A 12,933-nucleotide genomic window follows, 5' to 3' on the forward strand; every position below is an offset into this window, starting at 1 on the left:
ATGCTCTATCTTCTCGCGCAATGGCTGGATTTCGAGGGGCTGTTCAACCTCGTCCGCTACCAGACCTTCCGTTCGGGCGCGACGCTCCTCACCGCGCTCGTCATCGGGCTGCTGATCGGGCCGCGTTTCATCGCCCTGCTGCGCGTGCGGCAGGGCAAGGGCCAGCCGATCCGCAGCGACGGCCCGCAGACGCATCTCGCCAAAGTCGGCACGCCGACCATGGGCGGGCTGATGATTCTCGTCTCGCTGCTCATCTCCATGCTGCTGTGGATGGACCTGACCAACCCGTTCGTCTGGGCCTGCCTGGCGGTGACTGCCGGGTTCGGCGCGATCGGTTTCATGGACGATTACGACAAGGTGGCGAAGCGCAGCCACAAGGGCGTCTCGGGCAAGGTCCGCCTGCTGCTCGAATTCCTCGTTGCGGGGGTCGCCGCCTGGCTCATCGTCGGCGAGATCAGCACCAACCTCTATGTCCCGTTCCTGTCGGGGAGGGCGATCCCGCTGGGGCCGCTCTATTACGTCTTCGCCGCCACGGTGATGGTCGGTTTCGGCAACGCGGTGAACCTGACCGATGGGCTCGACGGTCTGGCGACGATGCCCGTGGTGATCGCCGCGGGGACGTTCGCCATCATCTGCTACCTCGTCGGGCGCGTCGACTATTCCGCCTATCTCGGCATCCCCCATGTGCCCGGCGCGGGCGAGCTGGCGATCATGTGCGCGGCGATAATGGGCGCAGGCCTGGCCTTCCTGTGGTTCAACGCGCCCCCGGCCGCGGTGTTCATGGGCGATACCGGCAGCCTGGCGCTGGGCGGAGCGCTCGGGGCGATCGCGGTGGCCAGCCATCACGAGATCGTGCTGCTGATCGTCGGCGGACTCTTCGTGGTCGAAACCGCCAGCGTGATGATCCAGGTCTTCTGGTTCAAGCGCACCGGCAGGCGCATTTTCCGGATGGCGCCGATCCACCACCATTTCGAGCAGCTCGGCTGGTCCGAATCGACCGTTGTGATCCGCTTCTGGATCGTTTCCATCGTCCTCGCCCTGATGGGCCTGGCGACGCTGAAAGTGCGATGATCGTTTCGTCCGCCTTCGCCGGCAAGCGCTTCGCGGTCCTCGGTCTCGCCCGCTCGGGACTGGCGAGCGTCGCCAGCTTGCACGCCAGCGGGGCGCGGGTCACGGCGTGGGACCGCCGTCCGGGCCCGCGCGAGGAGGTGGCGGACATCGCCGAAATCGGCGATCCGCTGGAAATCGACCTGACCGGGTTCGACGGCATCGTCGTTTCGCCCGGCGTGCCGCTCAACACCCATCCGCTTGTCGCCAGGGCGCGCGAAGCGGGCGTTGCGCTGATGGGCGATATCGAACTGTTCGCGATGGCCCGGCCCTCGCTGCCCGAGCACAGGGTGGTCGGCATCACCGGAACCAACGGCAAGTCGACCACCACTGCACTGGTTCACCACCTGTTCGAGGGCGCCGGGGTGGCGACCCGGATGGGCGGCAATATCGGCCTGCCGATCCTCGCGCAGGACCCGCTGCCGCAAGGCGGGGTCTATGTCCTCGAGCTGTCGAGCTATCAGATCGACCTGACCGGCTCGCTGGCCTGCGAAGCGGCGGCGCTCACCAACATCACCCCCGATCACCTCGACCGGTACGACGGTTTCTCCGCCTACGCGGCCTCCAAGGCGCGCCTGTTCGCGATGCAGCGGCCCGATCAGTTCGCCGTGTTCGGCTGCGACGACGAGGCGACGCGGGCGGTCTGCGCCGCCGAGCAGGCGCGCCGGGCGCCGGGTCGCGCTGTCTGTGCGAACATCGCCGCGCTCGCCGCCCGGCAAGACCGGTGGATCGGGCTCAAGGGCCCGCACAACCTGCAGAACGCCGCCATCGCCCGGCAGATCGCGGCCGAACTCGGTCTTGGCGAGGAGCAGATCGAGGCCGGGCTGACCGGCTTCCGCGGGCTGCCACACCGCATGGAGGTCGTCGGCACCTTCAACGGGGTCACCTTCGTCAACGATTCCAAGGCGACCAACCCGGCGAGCACCGCCCCCGCGCTGGGAGCCTATCCGCGCGACCCCAAGCCGCGCATCCACTGGATCGTCGGCGGCTTGCCCAAGGGCGACGACCTCGACGACTGTGCGCCGGGCTTTCCCAACGTGGCCGCCGCCTATACCATCGGCGAGGCAGGACCGCGCTTTGCCGACCTGCTCGAGCCGTACGTGCCGGTGCAGCGCTGCGAGATGCTGTGCGAAGCCGTGAGCCGCGCCGTGGCTGCGGCCGGGGAGGGCGATGTCGTCATGCTCTCGCCGGCCTGCGCCAGCTTCGATCAGTTCAAGGACTACGAAGCGCGCGGCGATGCCTTCCGCCAGATCGTCGAGGGATTGACCGGCGGGAGGCCGGTCCCGTTCGACTTTGCCGGACGGTCCGCGGCATGAGCGCGGCGCGCCCCCATATCCCGGTCATCGGCGAGCGCAGCCCGAGGAAGGCGCGCTTCCCGCAGGATCGCAAAACCCAGCTGCGCGTGTGGTGGCGCGAGATCGACCGTGTGCTCCTGGCGCTCGTCCTGCTGCTCATGGCGATCGGCTCGATCGCGGTAGCCGCGGCCTCTCCGGCGAGCGCGCGGCGGCTTTCGACCAGCTCGGTGCAGCTTGGCGATCTCTATTTCTGGTGGGCGCACGTGCGCTGGCAGCTCCTTGGCCTGGCGACGATGCTGGGGGTGTCTTTCGCACCGCGCGAGCTCGCCCGGCGCGGGGCGATCGTGCTCGGCGCGGCGATGCTGACCTGTCTGGTCCTGCTGCCGCTGATCGGCAACGAGGTGAACGGCGCGAAGCGCTGGATCGACATGGGAATCCGCTTCCAGCCGAGCGAGTTCTTCAAGCCCGCCTATGCGGTCACGCTCGCCTGGATCCTTTCCTGGCGACTGCGCGACCCGCGCCTGCCGGTGATCCAGATCACCGCCGGCCTGATGGCGCTCGTGGTCGTCCTGCTGATGCTCCAGCCGAACCTCGGCGACGCCATGCTGTTCGTCGGCTGCTGGCTGGTCATGGCGATGCTCGCCGGCCTGCCGATGCAGAAGATCGGCATCGTCGCGGGCGGCGGCGTCGGCGCGCTGGCGCTCGCCTACCTGTTCTACGACAACGCCCGGCATCGCATCGACAGCTTCCTCGGCGGGGGCACGGCCTACGACCAGGTCGACCTCGCCAGCCGTACGCTGCTCGGCGGCGGGTGGACGGGCACCGGCATCTGGCTCGGGCGTCGCAAGATGCAGTTGCCCGAGGCTCACACCGACTACATCTTCTCGGTCATCGGCGAGGAATTCGGCTTGCTGGTTTGCGGCGTGATCGTGCTGCTCTACCTCGCCATCGTCGGCCGGGTGCTGGTCCGCATGATCGAGGAAGAGAACCTGTTCGCGGTGCTCGCAGCAACGGGCCTTGCAACCATCTTCGGCGGGCAGGCGTTCATCAACATCCTCGTCAACCTGCAACTGTTCCCCTCGAAGGGCATGACCTTGCCACTGATCAGCTACGGCGGATCCTCGACCATAGCCGTCAGCACCACCGTCGGTCTGCTGCTGGCGATGACCCGGCGCAACCCGTTCCTGACCCGCGATGGCGTGGGCATCACCGCCGCCCGTCCCCGGCGCAAGGCGAAAGCGTCATGACCGGCGCGCAAGCGAGAGTGGGCCGCCACTACGTGCTCGCCGCCGGCGGCACCGGAGGGCATCTGACGCCGGCGTTCGCGCTGGCCCACGTGCTCGAGCGGCGCGGCCACCACGTCGCCCTGATAACCGACGAGCGCGGAGCGGCCATACCCGGCAAGCCCGACTTCCTCACCGCGCACGTCCTGCCCGCCGGGCGCTTCGGCAAGAACCCGCTGCACTGGCCCCGGGGCATTGCGGCGGTGATCGAAGGACGAAGCATGGCGCTGCGCCTGTTCGACAGCTTCGCCCCGAGCGCCGTGATCGGCTTCGGGGGTTACCCCGCGCTGCCGGCCCTGCTCGCCGCTCGCAAGGCCGCGGTCCCCTCGCTGATCCACGAACAGAATGCCGTGCTGGGACGCGTCAACCGGCTGCTCGCCGGCGGAGTCAACGCGATCGCCACGGCTTACCCGGACGTCGACCGGCTCAAACCCAAATACCGTGAGAAGGTCCACCTTGTCGGCAACCCGGTGCGGCCGCAGGTCCTCAGCCTGCGCGACGAACCGTTCCCCGCGTTCACCGACGACGGGCTGCTGCGCGTGCTGGTTACCGGGGGCAGCCAGGGCGCGCGGGTCATGTCGCAAGTCGTCCCCGATGGGCTGGCGATGCTGCAGCCTGCGCTGCGCAGCCGGCTGCAGGTGACCCAGCAATGCCGCGCCGAAGACCTCGACGCGGTGCGCGAACGCTATGCGAACCACGGCATTCCCGCCGAACTCGGGACCTACTTCGAGGACATGGCGGCGCGTCTGGCCGATGCGCATCTGTTCATCGGCCGCGCCGGAGCCTCGACCATCGCCGAGCTGACCGCGGTGGGCCGTCCGGCCATCCTCGTCCCGCTTCCCATTGCCACCGACGATCACCAGGCGGCCAACGTGCGCGAAATGGTCAAGGCGGGCGGAGCGCGTTCGATCAGGCAGGAACGGTTTACCGCCAAGGAACTGGCCAAGCAGATCCAGGCGCTTGCCCAACGCCCCGAGACGCTCGCCACCGCCGCCCACGCGGCGTGGAACTGTGGCCGGCCCAAGGCCGCCGAGGATCTCGCCGACCTCGTCGAAAGCTTCGGCGGTGCGCCGATGCAGGATGTCATCCGGGTCCGCGGCGGCGAGGCGAGCGAAAGCCATGCGGGCGAGGCGCTGGCGCGCGGGAACGCAACGTGAAGGGCGTCGGGACCGACATCGGCACGATCCATTTCGTCGGCATCGGCGGAATCGGCATGTCCGGCATCGCCGAAGTGATGCACAACCTCGGCTACTCGGTGCAAGGCTCCGACATTGCCGAGGGCGCTTCGGTCGAGCGGCTGAGGAAGCGCGGCATCGAGGTCTTCATCGGCCACGACGCGGCGAACCTCGGCGATGCGGCGGTGGTGGTGACCTCGACCGCGGTGCGGCGCACCAATCCCGAAGTGGCCGCGGCGCTCGACCGGCGGATTCCGGTGGTTCGCCGCGCGGAAATGCTCGCCGAACTGATGCGCCTCAAGAAGACCGTCGCGGTCGCCGGCACGCACGGCAAGACCACCACCACCAGCATGGTCGCCGCGCTGCTCGATGCCGGGGGGATCGACCCGACCGTGATCAACGGCGGGATCATCGAGAGCTACGGCTCCAACGCCCGGCTGGGCGACAGCGAATGGATGGTCGTCGAGGCCGACGAAAGCGACGGCAGTTTCCTGCGGCTCGACGGCACCATCGCGGTGGTCACCAACATCGATCCGGAACATCTCGACCACTACGGCTCTTTCGATGCCGTGAAGGACGCCTTCGTCGAGTTCATCGAGAACGTGCCGTTCTACGGCCTCGCCGTGCTGTGCATCGACCACCCGGAGGTCCAGGCGGTCATCGGCAAGGTGCGCGACCGGCGCGTGCTGACCTATGGGCTCTCCGCCCAGGCCGATCTGCGCGGCGAGAACATTCGCAGCGCGGAGGGAGGAAATCTGTTTTCCGCCGTCCTGCGCGAGCGCGACGGGCGCGAACGCAGGATCGACAACGTCTTCCTGCCGATGCCGGGCAGGCACAACGTGCAGAACGCGCTCGCCGCGATCGCCGTGGCCCTCGAAATGGGTTGCGACGACGACACGGTCCGCTCCGGCTTCGCCCAGTTCGGCGGGGTGCAGCGGCGCTTTACCCGCGCCGGCGAGACCGGCGGGGTGACGGTGATCGACGATTATGCGCACCACCCGGTCGAAATCCGCGCGGTTCTCGCTGCGGCGCGAGAGGCGGCGTCGAACGGGGCGGGCGGACGCGTCATCGCCGTGGTCCAGCCGCACCGCTACACCCGACTGCGCGACCTGATGACCGAGTTCCAGGCCGCCTTCAACGATGCCGACCTCGTCTATGCCGCTCCGGTCTATCCGGCCGGCGAACAGCCGATCGAGGGGGTTTCCTCGGCCGTGCTGGTCGAGGGCATGCGCGCCAGCGGACACCGCTCGGCGGCCGAGACCGCCGGGCCTGACGAACTGGCGGCGGAACTCGCCAGGGTGGCGAAGGCTGGCGACTACGTCGTCTGCCTCGGCGCGGGCGACATTACCAAGTGGGCTGCGGGTCTGGCCGACGGAATCGCGGCGGCGCGGGAGAAAGCCGCATGAGCCGGCAGCACGGCGAACACCTGCGCGCGTGGACCAATGCGCCCGGTTCGGAAGACGCCGCCGCGCCGACCGGCTTCGTCGGCGGCAAGGTGCGCGGCAAGCTGACCCCGCAGGCGCCGCTGGCCAAGCTCGTGTGGTTCAAGACCGGCGGCCCGGCCGACTGGCTGTTCGAACCTGAGGACCTGCCCGACCTGCTGCAGTTCATGACCGGGCTGCAGGAAGGGACGCCGGTCATGGCGCTCGGCCTCGGCTCCAACCTCATCGTGCGCGACGGCGGCGTGCCCGGCGTCGTGGTGCGGCTCGGCAAGGCGTTCGCTGAGGTCGAAACTGGCGAGGATGGCATGATCCGGTGCGGCGGCGGGGCGAGCGGGATCCTCGTCTCCTCGACTGCGCGCGACGCCGGCATCGCCGGGCTCGAATTCCTGCGAGGCATTCCCGGAACCGTCGGCGGCTTCGTGCGCATGAACGGCGGCGCCTATGGCCGCGAGGTGGCCGATATCCTGGTCGATTGCGACGTCGTGCTGCCGGGCGGCAGCCTGATCACGCTCGCGGCATCCGACCTGCAATACAGCTACCGCCACTCGAAACTGCCCGAAGGAGCGATCGTCGTCTCGGCCCGCTTCCGCGGAACGCCAGGCGATCCTGCGGCGATCGGCGCGGAAATGGACCGCATCGCAGCGGCGCGCGAGGAATCGCAGCCGCTCCGGACCAGGACCGGCGGCTCGACCTTCAAGAACCCGCCCCCCGCTGTATCCAGGGGACGCAAGGCGTGGGAACTGGTCGACGCGGCCGGCTGCCGCGGGCTGACCCGCGGCGGGGCGCAGGTGAGCGAAAAGCACGCCAACTTCCTGATCAACACCGGCGACGCCACCAGCGCCGACATCGAGGGCCTGGGCGAAGACGTGCGCCGCCGCGTGTCGGAACAGGAAGGCGTGATGCTGGAATGGGAAATCCAGCGGGTGGGGCGGCCGTGAACGACAACCACCTGACCGAAATCGAACAGACCATCGTCGACATGGTCGACAAGCATGGCTGTTTCATCATGTCCGTTTTCGATCCCGAGGGTGTCGCACCGGATTTCTCCTATTCGATCGGCTATGCCCGGACGGTCCAGCAACCAGATGTGATCGTATTCTCCCTGCCAAAAAGCTTGCGTGCTTCGATGATCAACGAAATTTGGCGGCAGATGTCTGAAGATGGTCTTGAGCTGTCAGACGGTGCCGAGATTTCTGATCTGCTCGAGGGACATATATGCGTTGCACGTGAAGTGACGGATCCGGCGGCGATTGCCGAGCACTTCGGCTCTGCGATTTGGTATTACCGGCATATTGGAATGCCAGCGGTCTCAAGGGCCTTTCAAATTGTCTGGCCCGGTGCGCATCAAGGTCTATTGCCCTGGGAGGAAGGTTGCGCGTCGGAGGTAATTGAAGATCAGCCAGCGCTTTACGTAACGGGGACCGTCCATTGACCCGCCTCGCACCCCTTCACGTCGCCGTGCTGATGGGCGGCTGGGCCAACGAGCGCGAGGTTTCGCTGATGTCGGGCAAAGGCGTGGCCGACGCGCTCGAGGCGCGCGGGCACCGCATCACACGGATCGACATGGATCGGCAGGTCGCGGCAAAGCTCGCCGAGACCGCGCCCGACGTCGTCTTCAACGCGCTCCACGGCGTGCCCGGCGAAGACGGCACCGTGCAAGGCATGCTGGACCTGATGGGCATTCCCTACACCCACTCGGGCCTCGCCACCTCGGTCATCGCCATCGACAAGGAGCTGACCAAGCTGCTGCTGGTCCCGGCGGGCATCCCGATGCCGGGCGGTCGGATCGTCAAGAGCGCCGAGCTGCACGACAGGGATCCCCTGCCGCGCCCCTATGTGCTCAAGCCGGTCAACGAAGGCAGCTCGGTCGGGGTCGCGATCGTCACCGAAGAGGGCAATTACGGCAACCCGATCGCGCGCGACAGCAAGGGGCCGTGGCAAGAGTTCAGTGAGCTTCTCGCCGAGCCCTACATCCGCGGCCGCGAGCTGACCGCGGCGGTGCTGGGGGACCGCGCGCTGATGGTCACCGAACTGGTGCCCAAGTCGGGCTTCTACGATTTCGACGCCAAGTACACCGACGGGATGACCGAGCACATCTGCCCGGCCGACATCCCGGAGAGCATCGCCAGTCTGTGCCTCGACTATGCCCTCAAGGCGCACCGGGTGCTCGGCTGCCGCGGCGTCAGCCGGACCGACTTCCGCTGGGACGACCAGCGCGGCGAGGCCGGGCTGTTCGTGCTCGAGACCAACACCCAGCCGGGCATGACCCCGCTCAGCCTCGTGCCCGAACAGGCGCGCCATTGCGGGATCGAATACGGCGAGCTGTGCGAAATCGTGATCGAGGACGCGCTGCGCCACTTCGACAAGGTCGGGGAGATGGCCTGATGGCGCAGACCATCCGCCGCAAGCAGACCGGCGTGCGCCGTCAGGCCCGCGCCCAGGGAACCAAGCGCCAGGTCCGCAAGGCGCGGGCGCAGACCAGCACGCTGGTCGATGCGCTGATGCGCGTGCTGCCCTTTACCGAGGAGCAGCTGCACCGCTTCTTCCTGTTCCTGATCCTGCTTGGCGCGGCAGTCGGCGCATGGTTCGTCGCCAGCCTGGCCGGTCTCAATATCTTGATCGACCGGCAGTTCGCCGCTGCCGCGGCCAACGCCGGGTTCGAGGTCGACCGCGTCGAGGTCCACGGCGTCAAGCGGATGAACGAGCTCAAGGTCTACGAACGCGTGCTCGGCGCGCGCGACCGGGCGATGCCCCAGGTCGACCTGGACGAACTGCGCGCCTCGCTGCTCGGGCTCAACTGGGTCGAGGACGCCCGCGTCAGCCGCCAGCTGCCCGACACTATCGTCATCGACATCGTCGAGCGCACGCCCCACGCGGTTCTGGCCAAGCCCGACCGGCTGGTGCTGATCGACGGGACCGGGCACGAACTCGAGCCGATTTCGCGCGCCAATGCCAAGGGCCTGCTGAAGATTTCGGGTCCCGGCGCCCAGGCGCAGGTCGAGAGCCTTACCGCTTTGCTCGATGCCGCCCCGGCGCTGCGTCCGCAGGTCGCGGCGGCCGAGTGGATCGGCAACAGGCGCTGGAACCTGACCTTCAAATCGGGACAACTGCTCTCGCTGCCCATGGGCGACAAGGACGCCGCCGGGGCGCTGATCAACTTCGCCCGGCTCGACGGCGTTCACCGCCTGCTCGGCGGCAAGGTCGTCGCCTTCGACATGCGCTCGCCGGACCGCATCTACATGCGGTGCCCCGACTGCAAGGAAACCGACAAGCCCGATTTCGCCGGAGGTGTCTCCTGATGGCCGCAAACCCGAACCAGCCTCGCATCACCCGCGTCTTCGGCGCGGTCAACATCGGCAGCTTTCGCATCTCGGCGATGATCGCCGGAACCACCGAGGGCGGGGAGATGATCGTCCTCGGCTCCGGCCACCGTGCCGCGCAGGGCGTCAAGCGCGGCTACGTCACCGACATGGCCGCGGCCACTTACGCCGTGCGCGATGCGCTCGAGAAGGCCGAGAAGGTCGCCGGGACGAGCGTGCAGAGCGTCTGGCTCGGTGCCTCCGGCGCGGGGCTCGCCAGCCGCATCAACCAGGTCGAGATCGAGATCGGCGGACGGCGCATCGAGGACGAGGATGTCGAGCAGCTGCTCGGCGCGGCCAAGGACGCGATCCAGCCCGACGGGCGCATGGTGCTGCACGCCCAGCCGGCGTGCTATTTTCTCGACGGGGCGGACGGCATTTCCAATCCCCGCGGCCTTCATGCCGAGCGGCTCGGAGTGGCCATCCACACCATGCTCGCCGACGGCGCGCCGATGCGCAATCTGCGCGAAGCGGTCGAGAACGCCCATCTCGAAGTCGAAGGCGTCGTCGCTTCGCCGATCGGCGCGGGCTATGCCTGCCTGACCGAAGAGGAGCGCGACATCGGCGTGGCTCTGGTCGAATTCGGCGCCGAAGTGACCAACGTTTCGGTCTTTGCCGGCGGCATGCTCGTCGGCCTCAGCTCGATCCCGACGGGCTCGGCCGACATCACCGACGCTATCGCCAGCCACTTCGGCATTCGTCGCTTCCAGGCCGAGCGGCTCAAGTGCGTTTCGGGCTCGGCCATCGCCAGCCCGCGCGACCACCGCGAACGTATCCCGGTCAACGGCCCGGGCGAGGACAACGCCGGCCCGCCGGCCCGCGGCGCCGACGAGCACAATCGCATCGCCCGCGCGGATCTCATCTCGGTGGTGACCGGCGAGCTCGACCGGCTGGTCAGCGAGGTTGGCCGCGCACTCGAGGCGATGGGCTTCACCGGCGGACCGGGCGGATCGCGCGGTCGGCAAGTGGTGATCACCGGCGGCGGGGCGGAAATGGCCGGGCTGGCGGACTATGCCCAGGCGGCGCTCGCCAAGCCGGTTCGCATCGGCCGCCCCCCGCAGCTGCGCGGCCTGCCCGAAGCGCACTCCGTCCCCGGTTTCGCCACGCTCGCCGGCCTGATCCTCTATGCGGCCGAGGACCCGATCGACATCAGGATTTTCGGGCGCGACCGGCAAATCACGATGCGCTATGGCCCCGCGGCGATGGCGCAGCGCATCTGGCACGCGGCCAGGGCCTACTTCTGAATGCCCGAACCGGCGGAAAACCTAGGAATCCAGCACTGTGGATAAGGCCATTTACCTTTTGCACCCGCGAATCCCTTTGTGGCACAAGCGAGTTGCAAGAAATGTGACACTCTTTCTCGAGGAAATGGGATGAGCATCAACATCGGTCCGCCTTCCGTGGAAGAGCTGCGCCCCCGGATTGTCGTGATCGGCGTCGGCGGCGCCGGCGGCAATGCCATCGCCAACATGATAACCTCGGAGATCGAGGGCGTCGATTTCGTCGTCGCCAATACCGATGCCCAGGCGCTCAACAATGCGCTGGCCGAGCATCGCATCCAGCTCGGCCCCGACATTACCCAGGGGCTCGGCGCCGGATCCCGCCCCGAAGTCGGGCGTGCGGCGGCGGAAGAAACCGTCGAAGAGCTCGAGCGCGCGCTCGAGAACGTCAACATGGTGTTCATCGCCGCGGGCATGGGCGGCGGCACGGGCACCGGCGCTGCGCCGGTCATTGCGGAAACCGCGCGCCGGATGGGCGTGCTGACCGTCGGCGTGGTGACCAAGCCGTTCCTGTTCGAAGGCACCCGCCGCATGCGCGCGGCCGAAGCCGGGATCGAGGAACTGCAGAAGCACGTCGACACGCTGATCGTCATCCCCAACCAGAACCTCTTCCTGGTCGCCAAGGCGGAAACGACGTTCAAGGAAGCCTTCCAGCTGGCCGACGAGGTGCTGCAGCAGGGCGTGCGCTCGATCACCGACCTGATGGTCATGCCCGGTCTGATCAACCTCGACTTCGCCGACGTGCGCTCGGTGATGGGCGAGATGGGCAAGGCGATGATGGGCACGGGCGAAGGCGAAGGGCCCAACCGCGCTCTCGAGGCGGCTGAGCGGGCCATTGCCAACCCACTGCTCGACGGCGTTTCGATGCAGGGCGCCAAGGGCGTCATCATTTCGATCATCGGCGGCGAGGACATGAAGCTGCTCGAGATCGACGAAGCGGCGAACCACATTCGCGAACTGGTCGATCCGGAAGCGAACATCATCTGGGGCTCGGCGTTCAATCCCGACCTCGAAGGCAAGATCCGCGTTTCGGTCGTCGCCACCGGCATCGAACAGAGCGCGGACCACATCCAGGCGGCGCACCAGCCGATCAACCTCGGCACTGCGCGCGGGCCCAAGAAGCCTGTCCTGCCGCTGCCGACCGAGGAAGAGCTGGCCGAAGACGCCGCCGCGGCGGAACAGGCGGCAAGCCTGTCCATCCCCTCCAGCGACTGGGACGAGTCTTCGGACGCGGAGTCCGAGGAAGGCGCCGCCGGTTCCGGCGGGTCGGGCTACGGCCATGCGGGCGACGACGCTCTCGGCGAAGACGACTCCGGGGAAGTCGGGGCGCCGCGTATGCCCGAGCCATACAGCCCCGGTGACGGCGGCGACGAGGGTGAGGAATACGACGAGGACGGCGAACTGATCGATCCGGCCGATGACAGCGCCTTCGGCGGTGCCGCGGATGCCGGTTTCGCCTCGCTCACCGGCACGCGGATCAACCGCGACCCCGAAGCGACGGCCGACGCCGCCGACAACGGTTGGGACATGGGCGGCGGAGCCGAAGAAGGCGACGAAGAACTCGAACTGACCATGGAAGCGGGGAGCGAAGCCGGAAGCGACGAAGACGATACGTCCGATTCGGGCGGCAGAGGGGCACAGGACGAATTGCTGCTCGACGCCGACCGCCTTGCCGCGGCCGACGAGCCGGTCCAGCAGTCTGGCTCACGGCGCGCGCGCATGCTCGGCGCTGCTGGCGCCGGTTCGGACGGTGCAGACGCCGCGCCGGCTGCTGCTTCGCCTGCTCCCGCAGCCAAGCCGGCGGCGGGCAGCACCCTGTTCGAGCGCATGGCCAATCTCTCGCGGGCGGCCACCGATCGCGGCGGGGACGGCGACGAGGATGACGACGACGATGACAGCGGTTCGGTGCGTATTCCGCGGTTCCTCAACCGTCAGAACAACCAGTAAGGCCGTTCGCGCCCGGTTCAGATCGGCCGGGCCATGATGTGCGTC

The 12,933-nt window shown here is 68.1% G+C and carries 11 protein-coding genes; all 11 read left to right on the forward strand.

All coding sequences use genetic code 11. From position 1 onward, the window contains the following. The 11 genes from mraY to ftsZ all read left to right on the forward strand — a co-directional run bounded on the left by mraY (position 1) and on the right by ftsZ (position 12,888). Positions 1–1,071, forward strand: a complete 1,071-nt coding sequence (mraY, locus tag Q7I88_RS06445) for a phospho-N-acetylmuramoyl-pentapeptide-transferase (RefSeq protein WP_305098220.1) — start codon at positions 1–3, stop codon at positions 1,069–1,071. Next, positions 1,068–2,423 carry a UDP-N-acetylmuramoyl-L-alanine--D-glutamate ligase gene (gene murD / locus Q7I88_RS06450; RefSeq protein WP_305098221.1) on the forward strand — a complete coding sequence of 452 codons (1,356 nt, stop codon included), beginning with the start codon at positions 1,068–1,070 and terminating at the stop codon, positions 2,421–2,423. The genes mraY and murD overlap by 4 nt, the downstream gene beginning before the upstream one ends. After that, entirely contained in the window at positions 2,420–3,649 is a 1,230-nt protein-coding gene (locus Q7I88_RS06455; protein WP_305098222.1) for an FtsW/RodA/SpoVE family cell cycle protein, read from the forward strand. Before murD ends, Q7I88_RS06455 begins: the two co-directional genes overlap by 4 nt. Next, a complete protein-coding gene (gene murG / locus Q7I88_RS06460; protein WP_305098223.1) occupies positions 3,646–4,842 on the forward strand; it encodes an undecaprenyldiphospho-muramoylpentapeptide beta-N-acetylglucosaminyltransferase in 1,197 nt (398 codons plus the stop codon). The genes Q7I88_RS06455 and murG overlap by 4 nt, the downstream gene beginning before the upstream one ends. After that, entirely contained in the window at positions 4,839–6,266 is a 1,428-nt protein-coding gene (gene murC, locus Q7I88_RS06465) for a UDP-N-acetylmuramate--L-alanine ligase (protein ID WP_305098224.1), read from the forward strand. Before murG ends, murC begins: the two co-directional genes overlap by 4 nt. After that, positions 6,263–7,240: a UDP-N-acetylmuramate dehydrogenase gene (gene murB, locus Q7I88_RS06470; RefSeq protein WP_305098225.1), complete on the forward strand. Its 978-nt coding sequence runs from the start codon at positions 6,263–6,265 to the stop codon at positions 7,238–7,240. The genes murC and murB overlap by 4 nt, the downstream gene beginning before the upstream one ends. Beyond that, complete coding sequence (locus Q7I88_RS06475; RefSeq protein WP_305098226.1) at positions 7,237–7,734, forward strand: DUF4262 domain-containing protein; 498 nt, start codon at positions 7,237–7,239, stop codon at positions 7,732–7,734. The genes murB and Q7I88_RS06475 overlap by 4 nt, the downstream gene beginning before the upstream one ends. After that, positions 7,731–8,687, forward strand: coding sequence for a D-alanine--D-alanine ligase (locus tag Q7I88_RS06480; RefSeq protein ID WP_439648366.1), 957 nt, complete (start codon positions 7,731–7,733; stop codon positions 8,685–8,687). Before Q7I88_RS06475 ends, Q7I88_RS06480 begins: the two co-directional genes overlap by 4 nt. Then, positions 8,687–9,601, forward strand: a complete 915-nt coding sequence (locus Q7I88_RS06485; protein ID WP_305098227.1) for a cell division protein FtsQ/DivIB — start codon at positions 8,687–8,689, stop codon at positions 9,599–9,601. The genes Q7I88_RS06480 and Q7I88_RS06485 overlap by 1 nt, the downstream gene beginning before the upstream one ends. After that, on the forward strand, positions 9,601–10,905 hold the full coding sequence (ftsA, locus tag Q7I88_RS06490) for a cell division protein FtsA (protein ID WP_305098228.1): 1,305 nt from the start codon (positions 9,601–9,603) through the stop codon (positions 10,903–10,905). The genes Q7I88_RS06485 and ftsA overlap by 1 nt, the downstream gene beginning before the upstream one ends. A gap of 129 nt (positions 10,906–11,034) precedes the next feature. After that, positions 11,035–12,888: a cell division protein FtsZ gene (gene ftsZ / locus Q7I88_RS06495; protein WP_305098229.1), complete on the forward strand. Its 1,854-nt coding sequence runs from the start codon at positions 11,035–11,037 to the stop codon at positions 12,886–12,888. Positions 12,889–12,933 lie beyond the last annotated feature (45 nt).

It is taken from the genome of Croceibacterium aestuarii (assembly GCF_030657335.1).
GTDB classification, from domain to species: Bacteria; Pseudomonadota; Alphaproteobacteria; order Sphingomonadales; family Sphingomonadaceae; genus Croceibacterium_B; species Croceibacterium_B aestuarii.